Below are 16,692 nucleotides of genomic sequence, written 5' to 3' on the forward strand. Positions count from 1 at the left end.
AACGACAAATGGACCTGAAATTCCTAGACTTCGAACAACCCATTGCCGAACTCGAAGCCAAAATCGAAGAACTCAAGCGCGTCGGATTCGACAATGAAATCAACATCAGCGAGGAAATTGCGAGGCTTGAAGAAAAAAGCCGCAAGCTGACCGAATCGGTATTCTCCTCGTTGACGGCGTGGCAGATATCGCAGATTTCCCGCCATCCCCAGCGTCCGTATACGCTGGACTACCTCGACCTGATGTTCGATGAGTTCCACGAGCTTCATGGGGATCGCGGATTCGCCGATGATCCGGCAATCGTGGGTGGACTCGCCAAACTCGACGGACAGCCGGTTCTGATCATCGGCCATCAAAAAGGCCGCGATACCAAGGAAAAGATCTACCGCAATTTCGGCATGCCGCGGCCCGAAGGCTACCGCAAGGCGCTGCGGTTGATGCATCTCGCCGAGCGGTTCCGCTTACCTATCCTCTGCTTTATCGACACGCCCGGCGCCTATCCCGGCATCGGCGCAGAGGAACGGGGTCAGAGCGAGGCCATCGCCCGCAACCTTTTCGAAATGTCCAAACTGCGCACCCCGATCATTTGTACCGTGGTGGGCGAAGGCGGTTCGGGAGGCGCGCTGGCTATCGGTGTGGGCGACCGCCTGTTGATGCTTCAGTACAGCACCTATTCCGTCATTTCGCCGGAAGGCTGCGCCTCCATTCTTTGGAAAAGCGCGGACAAGGCCGAGCTCGCGGCCGAAGCCATGGGCATTACGTCGGATCGGCTGCAGGAACTGGAACTCATCGATGAGATTGTTCCCGAACCGTTGGGCGGAGCCCATCGCGACCGCAAGCAAACCGGCGATAATTTGAAAGCGGCACTGAAACGGCATCTCGAAGAGCTGCGTCGCACGTCCATCGAGACCTTATTGCAACAGCGCTACGAGCGGTTGATGAGCTACGGCATTTTCGAGGAAGCCGTAGCCTAGCTTCATTGATGCGGGGCGGATAATCACCGCCCCTCACTTCACGGCTTAGATGAGCCTTTGTACCGAAACACTCGATCGAATCCTATCTCGCCAGCCGCCGGCATCCCGCTACTGGATCGCGTACAGCGGCGGACTCGACTCGCTCGTTTTGCTTCATCTCTGTGCGGAACTGAAAGCCAAAGATCCGAACCTCCGCTTTACTGCCGTACATGTCCATCACGGCCTGCAAACAGCCGCCGAAGAATGGGCCGAATCTTGCGAAGCGAGCTGCCGGATGCTTGGAATTCCGTTCCGTCTGTTACGGGTCAACGCCGCCGCGAAACCCGGCGAGAGTCCAGAGGAAGCCGCGCGAAACGCGCGCTACGATGCCCTGCGCGCGCTTCTGTCCGACGGCGAGGTCTTGTTGACCGCACAGCATAGGGACGACCAGGCGGAGACGCTATTGCTCCAACTGCTTCGCGGAGCGGGTATCGCCGGCCTTGCCGCCATGCCGGAACGCACCGCCTTCGGCCCAGGATTTCTGCTGCGGCCGTTACTCTCTTTTTCCCGCGGACAGCTCCGCGAGTACGCTCAAGCACACGAGCTGACCTGGATCGAAGACCCCAGCAACCGCGACTTGAGTTACGACCGCAATTTCATACGCCACGAGATCATCCCCTTGCTCGAAAACCGCTGGCCGGCGACCAAGGACGCGCTGGTCCGCACGGCCCAACATTGTGCCGAAGCGCAAACGCTGCTGAACTCGCTTGCCGCGGACTTGCTGAAGTCCGTTATTCATCCGCTGCGAAACACGCTTCTCCTGGATCGGCTGAGGCCGTGTTCGGAAGCGGACCGCCGCCTGATTCTGCGCGAGTGGCTGCGGAGCCGCGGTTTCCGCATGCCTTCGACTCGCGTTATTGATAGGGTTTTGAACGAAACGCTGAACGCCAGACCGGACCGAAATCCCGTAATCCGGTGGAGCGAAGGCGAGATTCGGCGCTATCGGGGAGAGATCTTCCTGATGCCGGCCGCTTCGCCTTTCCATCCGAATAGAGTCATTCCATGGGATGGTGCTACGACACTCCATCTGCCGGACGGGAACGGCGACCTCAGCGTCACCACTGAAAAACGAGCCGGCATCTCGTTAACGGCATGGCGAGCCGGCAAAATCACCGTTCGCTACCGGCAAGGCGGCGAATCGCTACGCCTGCCCGGCCGCGAAGGCTCCCACGATCTGAAAAAACTGTTTCAGGAAGCCGGCATTACACCTTGGATCCGGGAGAGAACACCGCTGATCTACATCGGCGACGAGCTAGCCGCAGTGGCGGGATGGTGGGTGTCCGATTCTTATGCCGGGCAACCGAACGACTTTAATATCGTGATCCGGTGGCACGCGCCGGAGAATTTTTCCGGCGCACTGCCTTCGGCTAATTAAGGATTGATGCAGCGGTAAACATTGAAAGACTGCTCACCATCGATCAGGGGGCCGGTCGGCACGATGGTGTCTCCCCCCATGTCCGCCGCGTTATTGCGGGCGAGACGTTCAACTTCCTCTTGTACGGTATCTTTGCTGCGGGCAAAGATACCGATGGTCGCCGCCGTATTCGACGTGATACGCCCCAAAAATTTACAGCGCCCCACCTCGGGCGGCGTGAGCATACGAATCTTTTCGCCCTGCGGCTTGAGCTCTACCCATGTGCACCCGGAGACCATGGACATTATCGCCACCCCAAAAACAATCGTGAGTAATCTCGCCCCATTCATCAAATAACGTCTCCGCATTAGTCGTTGTATTTTCACCATGTTAGTGCGATTCAATATTCGATTGTAAACAACCTGGGCGGTGACTCCGATCCACAGGTTGAGTAGAATATGCTGACAAATCCTTTTGACGTCCGACGCGACGGCCGCTGCCTCGGCGATCGTTACGCAGCCTAAATTTACCCATCGTTGAATGACCAAATATATTTTTATTACCGGCGGAGTCGTCTCATCCCTGGGCAAAGGCATTGCCGCATCGTCGCTTGCCGCAATCCTGCAGGCCCGCGGTCTTAAAGTTACACTGACCAAACTCGATCCGTATATCAATGTCGATCCGGGCACCATGAGCCCGTTTCAGCACGGCGAGGTTTTCGTTACCGAGGATGGCGCCGAAACCGATCTGGACCTTGGCCATTACGAGCGCTTCCTGAGCACCACGATGGGCAAGGTCAACAGTTGGACCACCGGGCAGATTTACGAAAATGTCATCCGCAAGGAGCGACGAGGGGAATACCTCGGAGCGACCGTGCAAGTTATCCCCCATATCACGGACGAGATCAAGCGCGTCATCCGGCTCAGCGCGGAAGGCTACGACGTGGCCCTGATCGAAATCGGAGGGACGGTCGGCGACATTGAATCGCTGCCCTTTTTGGAAGCCACGCGCCAGATGCGAGTCGAGTTGGGCGATGACAAATGCCTGTTCATTCATCTCACCCTCGTTCCGTACATCGCGAGCGCCGGCGAGCTCAAGACGAAGCCCACCCAGCACTCGGTGAAGGAACTCCGAACCATCGGCATTCAGCCCGACGTTCTGATTTGCCGCTCGGACCGGATCATCCCCAAGGCCGAGCGAACGAAGATCGCACTCTTCACCAACGTCGGGGAAGATGCCGTCATCTCCGCCGTCGATGCCGACACCATTTATCGAATTCCGCTGCTGCTGCACGAACAGGGGCTGGACGATATCGTCGTGAAAAAACTCAAACTCGATGCCGGCGCGGCCGACCTCTCCGAATGGCAGAGAGTGATCGATGCCCTGGAGCATCCCGGCCATGAAGTGACGATCGCCATGGTAGGCAAGTACGTCAATCATTCCGACGCCTACAAATCGCTGACCGAAGCGCTCATTCATGCCGGCATTCAGACCAGGACCAAGGTCAAAATCCGATTCATCGAATCGGAAGAAATCGAGGACAAAGGCACCGGCTCGCTGGAAGGCGTAGACGCCATTCTGGTGCCCGGCGGCTTCGGCGAACGGGGTGTCGAAGGCAAGATCGCCACGGTCAAGTACGCTCGCGAGAAGAAAGTCCCCTATCTCGGCATTTGCTTAGGGATGCAGGTGGCGGTCATCGAATTCGCGCGCGATGCGGCGGGACTGGAAGGCGCCCACAGCACGGAGTTCTTGCCGAAAACACCGCATCCGGTCATCGCCCTGATTACGGAGTGGCAGGACGACTCCGGCACGATCGAGCATCGGGACGAAAAGTCCGATCTGGGCGGCACCATGCGTCTGGGCGGCCAGAAATGCCGGCTGGTCAGCGGCAGCCTGGGCCATAGAGTCTACGGCAAGGACGTCATCAACGAGCGCCACCGCCACCGCTACGAGTTCAACAACCGCTATCTCAAATCCCTTGAGGACGCAGGACTCAGGGTGTGCGGCAAATCCCTGGACGGCCGCTTGGTGGAAATGATCGAGATCCCCGATCATCCGTGGTTCCTCGCCTGCCAATTTCATCCGGAATTCACGTCCACCCCGCGTGGCGGCCACCCTCTTTTCACGGGCTTCGTGCGCGCCGCCGCCGAATATCATCAAAACAAGAAGGCGAACTGATGCAACTGTGCGGATTCGAAGTCGGCTTGGACCGGCCGTTTTTCCTGATTGGCGGCACCTGCGTCATCGAAGGCGAGCAACTCGCCTTGGAGACCGCGGGAACACTCAAGGAAATCACATCCAGCCTCGGCATTCCCTTTATCTATAAATCCTCCTTCGACAAGGCGAACCGCTCGTCGCACGAAAGTTTCCGCGGCCCCGGCCTCGAGGAAGGACTGCGCATTCTCGAAAAGGTACGGGATACCATCGGCGTACCGGTGCTGACCGACGTCCACGAGGATACCCCTTTAGGCGAAGTCGCCGCCGTCGTCGATGTGTTGCAGACACCGGCGTTTCTCTGCCGGCAAACCAACTTCATTCAGGACGTCTGTGCGCAAGGCAAGCCGGTCAATATCAAGAAAGGCCAATTCATGGCCCCGTGGGACATGAAAAACGTAGCCAACAAGGCAAGAGCCGTCGGCAACGAACAGGTCCTCGTCTGCGAGCGCGGCGTCTCGTTCGGTTACAACAACCTGGTCTCCGACATGCGCTCTCTCGTCATCATGCGCGAGACCGGCTGTCCCGTGGTGTTCGACGCCACCCACTCGGTGCAGCTGCCCGGCGGTCAAGGCACGGCTTCCGGAGGGCAACGGGAATTCATACCGACCTTGGCCAAGGCCGCCCTGGCGGTGGGCATCTCCGGCCTGTTCATGGAAACCCACCCCGAACCGGACAAAGCGAAGAGCGACGGCCCCAATTCATGGCCCTTGGCTCGCATAAAGGAGCTCTTAGAGGTGCTTGTCGAAATAGACCGCATCGTCAAACAACGCGGAATGGTCTAGACGGAATTATTACAACGACACTCCGATACCAGAGGAACGGAACCGATGAGCAAAATCACCGAAGTGCGGGCACACGAGGTGCTCGACTCCAGAGGCAATCCCACAGTCGCCGCAGAGGTCATACTCGACTCCGGAGCAACCGGCTCCGCCATGGTGCCGTCCGGCGCTTCCACCGGAACCCGAGAGGCCATCGAGCTTCGGGACGGCGATAAAACCCGCTATCTGGGCAAAGGCGTATTGAAAGCGGTCGAGAACGTCAAAACAGCGATCCGGTCCGCCGTCTTGGGCATGGACGCCGATGACCAGGCGGCCATCGACCGCAAGATGATCGAACTGGACGGCACCGACAACAAAGGCCGCTTGGGCGCCAATGCCATTCTCGGCGTCTCCCTGGCGACCGCCCATGCCGCGGCGACCGATGCCGGCAAGCCGCTCTACGCGTACCTCAACCGCAGCGGCGAGTTCCTGTTGCCGGTCCCCATGATGAACATCATCAACGGCGGCGCGCATGCCGACAACAGCGTGGACATGCAGGAGTTCATGATTCTTCCCGTCGGCGCGCCCAGCTTCCGGGAAGCTCTCCGCTACGGCGCCGAAGTCTTCCACGCTCTGAAAAAGGTACTGGCCGAACAGGGCCTGAGCACCGGCGTGGGCGATGAAGGCGGCTTCGCGCCGAATCTGCCGTCCAACGAATCCGCCATCGGCGTCATCCTGGAAGCGATAGAACGGGCAGGATATAAAGCGGGAAAAGACATCTATCTCGGCCTGGACGTCGCCAGCTCCGAGTTTTACCGGGACGGCGTCTATACGCTGGAATCCGAGAATAAACGGTTCACTTCGGACGAGTTCGCGAACTATCTTGCTGCCTGGGTCGACAAATATCCCATCATCACCATCGAAGACGGCATGGCCGAAGACGACTGGGACGGGTGGAGACTATTGACCGATCGGCTGGGGAGCCGCATTCAGCTGGTAGGCGACGATCTTTTCGTCACGAATCCCGCTATCCTGAAACAGGGCATCGAGGCCAAGATCGCCAACTCCATCCTGATCAAGGTCAATCAAATCGGTACCTTGACGGAAACCCTGGAAGCCATAGCCATGGCCCACCAGGCCGGATATACGGCTGTCGTCTCGCACCGTTCCGGCGAAACAGAGGACACCACTATCGCGGATCTCGCCGTGGCCACCTGCGCGGGACAAATCAAAACCGGCTCTCTCAGCCGATCCGATAGAGTCGCCAAATACAATCGGCTTCTCAAGATCGAAGAGCAATTGGGCGATAAAGCCCGGTACACCGGCCGCAGCGCCTTCCGTCAAGCGCTCTGAAAGGCGGGACGCCGTCCGACGACAGTGTGAAAAAGCTGATTGTCTTCTTGCTGGTGTTGATCGCCCTGCTCCAGTACCGACTGTGGCTGGGCGATGGCGGAATCGCCGAATTGCAGGAGTTGCAGGACCGTATCGAAAAGCTCACGGAGGAGGGCGAAAAGCGGCGCGAACGTAACGCGGCGCTGGAAGCCGATGTCAGAGATTTGAAGGAAGGAACGGACGCCATCGAAGAACGGGCTCGCCAAGAACTGGGGATGATCAAGCAGGGAGAGACTTTCGTCCAAGTGATCGAAATGCCTAAGAACAAGACACACGACCGATCGCCGCAACCAAAGCCTTCGGAGCGGAAAACTACGCCACAAAAGACCGAAAGGCCTCGTTAGCATCTGTTGTCCATGACCGACACCTGCCGAAATAATCGATTCTGGGCCATTGTCCCTGCAGCCGGCGTGGGTAAACGCATGGGGGTCGACGTACCGAAGCAATACCTTCAAGTCCTGGGGAAGCCGGTATTGCAGCATACCCTGGAGCGGTTGCTGGCGATCGATGTCTTGGCCGGCGTCGTCGTGGCTCTCGGGAGCGAGGATGGTTATTGGTCCGATCTACCTTGTGCTACCCATCCCAAGATCCGGGTCGCCCCCGGAGGTAAGGAGCGTGCCGACTCCGTGCTTTCCGCCTTAACGAGTCTCGAGAACGTGGCCGAACCGGACGACTGGGTGTTGGTGCACGATGCAGCTCGGCTGTGTATCACGATCAGCGATGTTCAAAAACTGATCGATCGGCTTAGGAACGATGAAGTCGGCGGCATACTGGCACTGCCGGTCACGGATACCCTGAAAGGCGCAGAGGCGGGCGAAATCGTCGAAACCATCGACCGCAGCCGGATCTGGCGCGCGCTGACGCCACAGATGTTCCGCTTTCGTATGCTCAAGCATGCGCTGATCGATGCTGCCGAACGGAAACTGATCGTGACGGACGAAGCCAGCGCTCTCGAACTTCGAGGATTGCGCCCGAAGATCGTGGAAGGACGCCCGGACAATATCAAGATTACGCGGCCGGAGGATCTTCCTCTGGCGGCTTTTTACCTGGAGCGACAATGCTACGAATAGGTCAAGGTTACGATGCACATCGGTTCAAAGATGGCGGCCAACTGGTCCTGGGGGGCGTAGCCATCGATTATGAAAAGAGCCTCGCGGCGCACTCGGATGGAGACGTTGCGTTACACGCCTTGTGCGATGCCTTATTGGGTGCGGCAGCACTGGGCGATATCGGTCGGCATTTCCCGGATTCCGACCCCAGTTTCAAGGGCATAGACAGCCGGGTTTTGCTCCGCGAGGTTCACGCCAAGATCACCGAACGCGGCTACACCGTGGTCAACGTCGATCTGACCATCGTCGCACAAAAGCCGCGGCTCGCGCCCTATATCGAAAAAATGCGCACAACCATCGCGGATGACCTCGACATTGCGCACGACGCGGTCAACGTCAAAGCCACCACGACCGAAGGCATGGGCTTCGAAGGCCGGGGCGAAGGCATCTCCGCCTATGCGGTAACGCTCCTTCAGAAAAATTAAGCCATGGGCGATTCGACCGCCGCCCTGCCCTACGCCTTTGGTGGGCCTGCCGGAACCGGCATTATCAAGACGTCGCCGGAAGATTTCGTCGTCGAGGAACTGCTGGGTTTCGAGCCTTCCGACCAGGGCGAACACTTTTTTCTGCGCATCGAAAAACGCGGCGAAAATACCGACTACGTCGCCCGCCAACTGGCCCGCTTTGCCGGAATCCCGACACGGGACATAGGCTACGCGGGCCTTAAGGACCGCCACGGCAAGACCATTCAATGGTTCAGCGTATGGCTGCCGGGCAAGGCCGAACCGGACTGGAGGCAACTTGAATCCCCCTCCCTCCGCATACTCGAAGTCCGGCGCAACAGCCGCAAGCTAAAAAAAGGCGCGGCAGCCGGCAATCGTTTCGAAATCGCCGTTCGCGAATTGAAATGCGACATCCCGCTATTGGAACGACGCCTGAAACAGATCGGCGAATGTGGGGTTCCCAATTATTTTGGAACGCAACGGTTCGGCCGCGAGGGACAGAACCTTGCGAAGGCATCGGCTCTTTTCGCGGGTACGCTCGGGCGGGTGGACGCTCACCGTCGCGGGCTTTATTTGTCTGCCGCGCGTTCTCATTTGTTCAACGGCATCCTCGCCAAGCGGATAAGCCGAGACGTCTGGGATCGCGCGGTTACCGGCGATGCCTTCATGTTTCCCGACTCGCGCAGTTTTTTTAAGCCCGACGCTATTACTCCGGAAATCACGCAACGGCTTGAGGCCAAGGAAATTCATCCAAGCGGCGCGCTCTGGGGCAAAGGTACACCGGCCGTTACCGATGAGGCACTGGCCATAGAGACGGCCGCAGCCGAGGAAGAGCCGGTTCTCTGCCGCGGTCTCGAAGATTTCGGCGTCGAGATGGCCCGCCGGCCGCTGCGACTTTGCCCGGACGGATTTCAGTGGGAACGGTCCGGCCCGAGCAGCATGCATTTGCGATTCGCGCTGCCCGCCGGGGCTTACGCGACCGCCGTTCTGCGGGAACTGATCGACACCGGTTTTTCAGACGATTAAAGGATCCTCATGGACTGCCATCACGTGTATTACCTGGCTCTCTTGCAAGGGCTGACCGAATTTCTGCCCATTTCGAGCGCCGCTCACCTTATCCTGATGCCGGTGGTTTTCGGCTGGCATGATCAAGGCTTGGCCTTTGACGTCGCCGTCCACATCGGAACGCTGACCGCGGTCGTGGTCTATTACGCGGGCGCTCTGCGCGATATGGCCGGAGCCTGGTTTCGTTCGATCTCCGGAAAGGGCATGAGCACGGATGCGAAACTTGCTTGGTACGTAATTCTGGGGACGATTCCGGCGGGCGTCGCGGGGCTGGCGGCCAACGGTTATGTCGAGACCCAGCTCCGCAATCCGCTGGTCATCGCCGCTAGCACGATAGTGTTCGCCTTGGTACTTTGGCTGGCGCAAAAAGTGAGCGCCGAACGACGTACCGATGCCGACATGAACTGGCAAGATGCTTTGATAGTCGGTCTCTTTCAAGCCGTGGCGCTGATTCCCGGCACATCCCGATCGGGTATCACGATAACCGGCGGTTTGTTCCGCGGCCTGGATCGCAAAGCTGCCGCCCGATTTTCGTTTCTGCTGTCGATCCCGGTAACGGCATTGGCGGGATTACTCAAGGCATACGAGTTATTCGAATCCGACCAGACGGTATCCTGGTGGAACATGTCCCTCGGAGCGCTGCTCTCCGGTATCGTTGCCTACATTACCATTGACTGGTTCCTGAGACTCCTCGATCGTATCGGCATGTTACCCTTCGTGATCTATCGGCTGATTTTGGGCGGCGTGCTGCTTTACATCTTCCTGCCCGGTTAGCGATACCGGCGGTTTTTCCTGCAACCGGCCACTCAAACGGTTAAAATACAAATCCTCCATCAATCTACAGCGCAAAGGATCATCATGTCTGTTGGACAATTCTGTAACCGCGATACGGTCATCCTAAGAAAAGAAAACTCGATCATCGAAGCGGCCAAACTGATGCGCGAGTTTCACGTCGGCAGCGCCGTAGTCGTAGAGGACTCATCGGAAGGAGCGAAACCCGTCGGCATCGTGACCGATCGCGATCTCGTCGTGGAAATTCTTGCCGCGGAACTGGACCCGAATGCAGTCGCCGTCGGGGATATCATGAGCTACGAACTGATAACGGCCCGCGAAGAAGACGGACTTTGGGAAACCTTGCAGAGAATGCGTGTAAAGGGTGTTCGCCGCATCCCCGTCGTCAATCAGCAGGGCTTGCTGGCCGGCATTCTGACCAGCGACGATCTCCTCGAGATACTCGCCGGCGAACTTACCGAACTGGTTAAAATCATCGGTAAAGAGCAGGAACGGGAACAAAAAACGCGCGGCGGTCTCGGTTAAACGATCAAGCTTTCCAATTAGGACCGGCAAAACCGAGCACGAGCAATCCGCCGGTCATTTGATGAACCGCAACCTTTCGACGCGTCACGATCGACTTCGAGAGCTATAGCCATGACTGTTACGATTTACCATAACCCCCGCTGCAGTAAATCCCGCGCTACGCTTGAGCTTCTCAAGAGCAAAGGCATCGAGCCCACGATAATCGAATATCTGAAAACACCTCCTAGCGCATCCGAGCTGGAGACCATTCTGGCCAAACTGGGCATGGAGCCCCGCGACTTGATGCGCAAAGGCGAAGCGGCATATAAGGACGCCGGGCTGGATAATCCTGATCTGGATCGCAAAGCATTGATAGGCGCCATGGTGGAAAACCCGATCCTCATCGAGCGGCCAATCGTGCTGGCAAACGAGAAGGCGGCCGTCGGACGTCCGCCGGAGAACGTTTTAAAGATTCTTTAAGACCGGCAAGGTCTCAAGTACTTTGGCGAGTCACTTTGGCTCGCACCTCTTTTCTCACGTGTTTCGTCCTTTTCATGGTTGAAGTTCTAATCGTCTACTATAGCCGTTGGGGTTCCACGGCCGAAATGGCCAATCTGATCGCGAGAGGCGTCGAGGAAGTTCCCGGCGCCGTCGCCAAGATTCGTACCGTCCCTGAAGTATCGCCGGTCTGCCAGGCCACCGAGGAGACTATTCCTGAAGCCGGTCCGCCTTACGCAACGATCGACGATCTGAAAAACTGCGATGCACTGGCCTTGGGAAGCCCTACGCACTTCGGCAATATGGCGGCGCCCCTCAAATATTTCATCGACAGTACCAGTTCCTTGTGGTTTTCGGGCGCATTATCCGGTAAACCGGCTGGCGTCTTCACGGCCACTTCGTCCATGCACGCCGGCCAAGAAGCGACGCTGATCACCATGTTATTGCCCCTGCTCCACCATGGCATGGTTCTGGTCGGGATCCCCAGCAGTGAAAGCGCGCTTCTCGAAACCACCAGCGGCGGAACGCCCTACGGACCCAGCCGGCACACCGGGAGTGACAACGCGGTCAGCGACGAAGAGCGGAAACTGTGTCGGGCGTTCGGAGCCCGTTTGGCGCGTGTGGCGCTGGCGCTGAAAGGCGCCCAAGTGAAGTAACTCCTAGTGGTCTTGACTGACGCTTTCGACGGATTGCTTTCGGATATGCTGCAATACGCCGCGACGGTTAAACATTTTTGAACTCATGGCGGAGCAACTCCCCCTGCGCTTCGCTTTCAATCCCGAACTGGGTTTTCTGCAATACCACTCGGGAGCCAACGCCGAAATCGTCGCTCATCTAAAACATGCCGCCAGCGGTCGGGGCGAAACGCTGATTTTTTTGTGGGGTGAACCGGGCACCGGCAAGAGCCACTTGCTCAATGCCTGCTGTCGGGAAGCGTGTCAAAGCGGCTTGTCGGTCTCTTATCTGCCGCTATCCGGCCTCCGCGAGTACGGTCCCGGCGTGCTCGATGGCCTGGAGCATCAGGATCTGGTTTGCCTGGACGATGTCGATTCCGTCGCCGGAGACGATGCCTGGGAACGAGCTTTATTCAATTTGTTCAATTATTTGCGAGACCACGGCAATCGCCTCATTGCCGCTGCCGGCGTGCCGTCCGCCGAACTTGCGATCCGTTTGCCCGACCTCAAAACCCGCTTAGGCTGGGGATTAACCTTGCGCCTGCAACCATTGAACGACGAGGATAAACTAATCGTCCTCGGCGCCCATGCCCGCTCGCTGGGCTTAGATCTGTCGCCACAAGTCGGACGCTTCTTGCTTTCTCATTATCACCGAGATCTTTCCTCCTTGAAGCGCTTGCTGGACGAATTGGACCACGCGACCCTAGCCGCAAAACGCAAGCTCACGATTCCTTTTCTGAAGAACTATCTGGAAGAAACGACATGAATGTACTCGTCATAGGTTCAGGAGCGGTCGGCAGCTTTTACGGTTCACTGCTCGCAAAGCAGGGCGCTAAAGTTTCGATGATCGCCCGTTCCGACTACGAACACGTCAAAGCTCATGGCATAGACATTACGAGCGACACCAAACTGGGCGCTTATCACTTCCGGCCCCAGACCGTCGTACGCAACGCGGCCGAATTGACCGAAAAGCCCGACTACGTTCTCTTGTGCATCAAAGTGGTCGAAAACGCCGATCGCATCAGCCTTCTGAAAGACGCCGTGGGACCCGACACGTCCATCGTTCTCGTTTCCAACGGCATCGACATCGAAGACGAAATCGCGAAAGCCTTTCCCGATAACGAACTGATCAGCGGCCTCGCATTCATATGCGTCACCCGCACCGCACCCGGCAAAATCTGGCACCAGGCTTACGGCCGGCTAGCCTTGGGCAATTATCCGCAGGGGCTTTCGGAAAAAGCTCTGGCGCTTTGTAGAGTATTCGAGCGATCCGGTATTACATGCGTCGCCTCCGAGGATATCGTTGCCGCCCGCTGGCAAAAATGCGTTTGGAACGCGCCCTTCAACCCGCTGTCGGTCCTCTCCGCGGGGCTCAGCACGAATGACATACTCTCGACTCAAGAGTCTTTCGTTCGGGCCATCATGGAAGAGGTTTGCCTGATCGCCAAAGCCACGGGACATCCGTTGCCCGAAGATACCGTCGATAAAAACATCGAGAGCACCTACAAGATGCCGCCATACAAGACCAGTATGCTGCTGGATTTCGAGGCCGGTCGGCCGATGGAAACGGAGGCCATTCTAGGTAATGCCGTGAGGGCGGGATGGAACGCAGGCGTGCCGATTCCCCATCTTGAATCGGTTTATGCTTTGATGAAGCTCAGAGAGTTGAGCCGTCGAACCGGATAACCCGCTGCCACAAATCGAAATTACGCCGGCGCGAGGCGGGCGTGATGCCAAATCAAGAATCGCCCTAAAACGGCATCCCCCGTCCTAGATTGCCCTTCATCCCTCGCAGCATGTTCATCAGATTGCCCTTCTTGAATTTCTTCATCATCTTCTGCATCTGATCATACTGCTTGAGCAGACGGTTGATGTTCTGCATATCCGTGCCCGCGCCTTTTGCGATGCGCTGTTTTCGCGAGTTGTTGATCACATCCGGAAATGCCCGCTCCTGCTTGGTCATCGAGTTGATGATGGCGATCTGCTGAATCATTTCCTTGTCGTTCACTTTTTCCTTCACGTGCTGCGGCACGTTCGCCATGCCGGGAAGCTTGTCGAACATTGCGGCGACGCCGCCCAGATTCTTCAACTGCAGCAGTTGATCGCGATAGTCGTTCAAGTCGAAAGACTTGCCCTTCTGAATCTTCTTGACCAGTTTTTCGGCTTTCGTCTTATCGATCTTGCGCTCGGCCTCCTCAATCAGACTCAGGACATCGCCCATGCCCAAGATTCGGGACGCGATTCGATCGGGGTGAAAACGTTCCAAGGCAGCTGTCTTTTCACCCACACCCAAGAATTTGATGGGCTTGCCCGTAATGTGGCGAACCGACAACGCCGCGCCACCTCTGGCATCGCCGTCGGTTTTGGTCAGAACGACACCGGTCAGGGTAAGTGCGTCGCCGAATGCTTTCGCGGTATTGGCGGCGTCCTGACCGGTCATCGAATCGACCACGAACAGCGTTTCGATCGGGTTGATGGCGGAGTGAATCTGTCTGATTTCCTCCATCATCTCGTCATCGATATGAAGACGGCCGGCCGTGTCGATAATGACGACATCCTTGTATTTCTTCCGGCCATATTCGACGGCGTTGCGAGCGATATCCACCGGATTCTGCGTCGGATCGCTCGGAAAAAAATCGGCGCCCACCTCAGCGGCAAGAGTTTGCAGTTGATCGATAGCGGCCGGACGATAGATATCGGCGCTCGCGACCACTACGGACTTGCGCTCGTTATCCTTGAGCCAGCGGGCCAGCTTGGCAACCGTGGTGGTTTTACCGGCGCCTTGGAGACCCGCCATCAGAATCACCGCCGGCGGCTGCGTCGCCAGACTGAGCCGCTCGTGGGCACTGCCCATGATGGCGATCAATTCTTCATTGACGATCTTCACTAGCGCCTGCCCGGGCGTAAGGCTGGACTGAACTTCCTGCCCCAAGGCGCGTGTCTTGACGTGCTCGATGAAATCCTTGACGACCGGTAGAGCCACATCGGCTTCCAAGAGGGCCATACGCACCTCTCGCAAGGTGTCCTGAACATTGCTCTCGGTCAATCGGCCCTGACCGCGAATTTTTTTGAGCGATTGGGTTAAACGTTCGGTAAGGTTGTCAAACATGGCTCTTAATCCTACGGGCTATGGAAATACCCAGATTACTTCATCTTGATCGGCCATTATGCCAGACTAGAGAGCTCAGGAGGACATGATTTAAATGAATTCTACGCTGTTTGGCGCCATAGCGATCGCCACTTATGTCGCTGCCGCTCTTACCCTGATTCGCTCGCTGCGCGAGAACGACTATGCGGCCATGGAGACACCCACGCTTCGGCGGTTGAAACCCTTGACACTCGGTTGGTTCGCCGCCGTTTTGCACGGGCTTGCGCTCACCAGCGGCTTTCAGACTAACGAAGGACTCAACCTCAGCTTTCTGAGCGCGATGTCGTTAGTGGCTTGGGTGATCGTAGCCATCTTGCTCCTGACGGCTCTCGCGAAACCGGTGGATAAACTCGGGATGGTGATTTTTCCGATGGCCGCGCTGGTCCTTCTGCTAAACCTCAGCATCCCGGAGAGCGTTCACACGGTGAAAGACCTTTCCTGGCCTTTGACCATTCACATCGTGGTCTCCATGCTCGCTTACAGTTTTCTCAATATTGCCGCCTTTCAGGCAGCGCTGCTGGCGTTTCAGGACTGGCGGCTGCGCAGCCACCATTCCGACCTCTTGCTACGCTCGCTCCCGCCTCTGCAAACCATGGAATCCCTGTTGTTTCAGCTGATTGCGGCCGGGTTCGTGTTTCTTAGCGTGTCACTGCTCACAGGCTTTATTTTTCTGGAAGACATGTTCGCTCAGCATTTGGCCCATAAGACCGTGCTGTCCATCCTTGCCTGGGTCTTGTTCGGCGTACTACTGATCGGACGAGCTCGCTACGGCTGGCGGGGAACCATAGCTATCCGCTGGACGCTAGGAGGCTTTGTGTCGCTAATGCTGGCCTATTTCGGCAGCAAGATGGTATTGGAATGGATATTGAACCGGGCTTGATGGTGCGGACACCGACCCTGGTCCCGGAATGCGAGTGCGTGTCCGGACTCTTTGAACTCACTCATTTTCAGCCGATCGATAAGCTTGCTCGCGTTGCCGGGAGTTTCTGAGCATGCGTAGTTCTTGAGCAGCTTGGTTTCTTTCCGCCTCAATCAAAGACATAACCTTCCCGTCGATGGTCTGCACTTCCTCGACTAAACGAACCAAAGACTCGTTATCGCTTTTCTCAAGATAGGCCGGCGAAAACAGTTTCTCAATCAGGGGCATCCGTTCCCTCTCCAGCCGAGCAACCCTCTCCCACTCCATACCTTCGGCCGCCGTTAGGATCGAACGGCACATTGCAAGAAGCTTCTCGGTTTCGGGCGTCAGATCTGACATCGCGGCATACCCGGTCTCGGACGATTAAAAGCTTGCTGAAGCTAACCTGTTTTCAACAGTCTGAGACGGAACCGGCTCTCGTATCGCCTCCCAAGCACTCTTGATCTCCTTTATCAAACCGCCGACTTCGTCCAGGGCACTCTGATCGTTTTGCGCGCTGGCGTAAAACAGCTGCTCGGTAACATAGGTATAAAGTCGATCCAGATTTACCGCGATTTCGCCGCCGTTATCCAAGTCCAGACAGGCTTGGAGGTAGCCGACGATTTCAATTGCACGGCCGATGGCTTGGCCCTTCTCGGCGAGCTCCCCCCTTTGTATCGCGCCCTTGGCAACGGAAATTTTTTCGTTCAGCCCATTAAAAAGCATCATTATCAGAGTATGCGGATCGGCGTACTCGGCACTCGCCTGCACGGTAGTTTGCCGATACTGATTCAATGCAAACTGAGCGGGTCTCATGGCGTATAACC

At 57.3% G+C, this 16,692-nt stretch carries 20 protein-coding genes; 16 read left to right on the plus strand and 4 right to left on the minus strand.

The window, feature by feature from the left end:
* Positions 1-8 precede the first annotated feature (8 nt).
* Both accA and tilS read left to right on the plus strand, forming a co-directional pair.
* The gene (gene accA / locus ACR2TX_RS21850) at positions 9-974 is read left to right on the plus strand and encodes an acetyl-CoA carboxylase carboxyl transferase subunit alpha (RefSeq protein WP_086133556.1); all 966 of its coding nucleotides are present in this window, start codon (positions 9-11) and stop codon (positions 972-974) included.
* Between the two features lie 49 nt (positions 975-1,023).
* Complete coding sequence (tilS, locus tag ACR2TX_RS21855; protein WP_086133555.1) at positions 1,024-2,388, plus strand: tRNA lysidine(34) synthetase TilS; 1,365 nt, start codon at positions 1,024-1,026, stop codon at positions 2,386-2,388.
* Here the strand turns inward: tilS and ACR2TX_RS21860 are convergent.
* Positions 2,385-2,672 (minus strand): DUF4156 domain-containing protein, encoded by a 288-nt coding sequence (locus ACR2TX_RS21860; protein WP_168183759.1) that lies wholly within the window; start codon positions 2,670-2,672, stop codon positions 2,385-2,387. The genes tilS and ACR2TX_RS21860 overlap by 4 nt on opposite strands.
* A 235-nt stretch (positions 2,673-2,907) precedes the next feature.
* Between ACR2TX_RS21860 and ACR2TX_RS21865 the strand changes: the two genes are divergently transcribed.
* The 13 genes from ACR2TX_RS21865 to ACR2TX_RS21925 all read left to right on the plus strand — a co-directional run bounded on the left by ACR2TX_RS21865 (position 2,908) and on the right by ACR2TX_RS21925 (position 13,505).
* A complete protein-coding gene (locus tag ACR2TX_RS21865) occupies positions 2,908-4,545 on the plus strand; it encodes a CTP synthase (RefSeq protein ID WP_133717243.1) in 1,638 nt (545 codons plus the stop codon).
* Entirely contained in the window at positions 4,545-5,366 is an 822-nt protein-coding gene (kdsA, locus tag ACR2TX_RS21870) for a 3-deoxy-8-phosphooctulonate synthase (RefSeq protein ID WP_086133553.1), read from the plus strand. Before ACR2TX_RS21865 ends, kdsA begins: the two co-directional genes overlap by 1 nt.
* 45 nt (positions 5,367-5,411) lie before the next feature.
* Positions 5,412-6,695, plus strand: coding sequence for a phosphopyruvate hydratase (gene eno, locus ACR2TX_RS21875; protein ID WP_077732457.1), 1,284 nt, complete (start codon positions 5,412-5,414; stop codon positions 6,693-6,695).
* A 26-nt stretch (positions 6,696-6,721) separates the two neighbouring features.
* On the plus strand, positions 6,722-7,078 hold the full coding sequence (ftsB, locus tag ACR2TX_RS21880; protein ID WP_077732458.1) for a cell division protein FtsB: 357 nt from the start codon (positions 6,722-6,724) through the stop codon (positions 7,076-7,078).
* Between the two features lie 12 nt (positions 7,079-7,090).
* Positions 7,091-7,804 carry a 2-C-methyl-D-erythritol 4-phosphate cytidylyltransferase gene (ispD, locus tag ACR2TX_RS21885; RefSeq protein ID WP_156879855.1) on the plus strand — a complete coding sequence of 238 codons (714 nt, stop codon included), beginning with the start codon at positions 7,091-7,093 and terminating at the stop codon, positions 7,802-7,804.
* Positions 7,792-8,268, plus strand: coding sequence for a 2-C-methyl-D-erythritol 2,4-cyclodiphosphate synthase (gene ispF, locus ACR2TX_RS21890; RefSeq protein ID WP_077732460.1), 477 nt, complete (start codon positions 7,792-7,794; stop codon positions 8,266-8,268). The genes ispD and ispF overlap by 13 nt, the downstream gene beginning before the upstream one ends.
* 3 nt (positions 8,269-8,271) lie before the next feature.
* Positions 8,272-9,312 (plus strand): tRNA pseudouridine(13) synthase TruD, encoded by a 1,041-nt coding sequence (truD, locus tag ACR2TX_RS21895; RefSeq protein WP_156879854.1) that lies wholly within the window; start codon positions 8,272-8,274, stop codon positions 9,310-9,312.
* A 9-nt stretch (positions 9,313-9,321) separates the two neighbouring features.
* The gene (locus ACR2TX_RS21900) at positions 9,322-10,125 is read left to right on the plus strand and encodes an undecaprenyl-diphosphate phosphatase (RefSeq protein WP_133717239.1); all 804 of its coding nucleotides are present in this window, start codon (positions 9,322-9,324) and stop codon (positions 10,123-10,125) included.
* A gap of 84 nt (positions 10,126-10,209) precedes the next feature.
* A complete protein-coding gene (locus ACR2TX_RS21905; RefSeq protein ID WP_133717238.1) occupies positions 10,210-10,668 on the plus strand; it encodes a CBS domain-containing protein in 459 nt (152 codons plus the stop codon).
* A 111-nt stretch (positions 10,669-10,779) separates the two neighbouring features.
* Positions 10,780-11,127, plus strand: a complete 348-nt coding sequence (gene arsC, locus ACR2TX_RS21910; RefSeq protein WP_077732464.1) for an arsenate reductase (glutaredoxin) — start codon at positions 10,780-10,782, stop codon at positions 11,125-11,127.
* Positions 11,128-11,201: 74 nt separating this feature from the next.
* Positions 11,202-11,801, plus strand: a complete 600-nt coding sequence (gene wrbA, locus ACR2TX_RS21915) for an NAD(P)H:quinone oxidoreductase (protein WP_077732494.1) — start codon at positions 11,202-11,204, stop codon at positions 11,799-11,801.
* Positions 11,802-11,886: 85 nt separating this feature from the next.
* Positions 11,887-12,585 (plus strand): DnaA regulatory inactivator Hda, encoded by a 699-nt coding sequence (hda, locus tag ACR2TX_RS21920; protein WP_434130709.1) that lies wholly within the window; start codon positions 11,887-11,889, stop codon positions 12,583-12,585.
* Entirely contained in the window at positions 12,582-13,505 is a 924-nt protein-coding gene (locus ACR2TX_RS21925; protein ID WP_434130710.1) for a ketopantoate reductase family protein, read from the plus strand. Before hda ends, ACR2TX_RS21925 begins: the two co-directional genes overlap by 4 nt.
* A gap of 64 nt (positions 13,506-13,569) precedes the next feature.
* Here the strand turns inward: ACR2TX_RS21925 and ffh are convergent, their stop codons facing one another.
* Positions 13,570-14,928 (minus strand): signal recognition particle protein, encoded by a 1,359-nt coding sequence (gene ffh, locus ACR2TX_RS21930; protein WP_077732467.1) that lies wholly within the window; start codon positions 14,926-14,928, stop codon positions 13,570-13,572.
* A 94-nt stretch (positions 14,929-15,022) separates the two neighbouring features.
* On the opposite strand from ffh, the gene ACR2TX_RS21935 reads away from it, so the two are divergent.
* Complete coding sequence (locus tag ACR2TX_RS21935) at positions 15,023-15,847, plus strand: cytochrome C assembly family protein (protein ID WP_434130711.1); 825 nt, start codon at positions 15,023-15,025, stop codon at positions 15,845-15,847.
* Positions 15,848-15,904: 57 nt separating this feature from the next.
* Here ACR2TX_RS21935 and ACR2TX_RS21940 read toward each other — a convergent pair whose 3' ends face one another.
* A complete protein-coding gene (locus ACR2TX_RS21940) occupies positions 15,905-16,225 on the minus strand; it encodes a flagellar protein FliT (RefSeq protein WP_156879850.1) in 321 nt (106 codons plus the stop codon).
* A 24-nt stretch (positions 16,226-16,249) separates the two neighbouring features.
* Positions 16,250-16,681, minus strand: a complete 432-nt coding sequence (gene fliS, locus ACR2TX_RS21945; protein ID WP_077732470.1) for a flagellar export chaperone FliS — start codon at positions 16,679-16,681, stop codon at positions 16,250-16,252.
* Between the last annotated feature and the right edge of the window lie 11 nt (positions 16,682-16,692).

It is taken from the genome of Methylocaldum sp. GT1BB, assembly GCF_051027545.1.
GTDB lineage: Bacteria > Pseudomonadota > Gammaproteobacteria > Methylococcales > Methylococcaceae > Methylocaldum.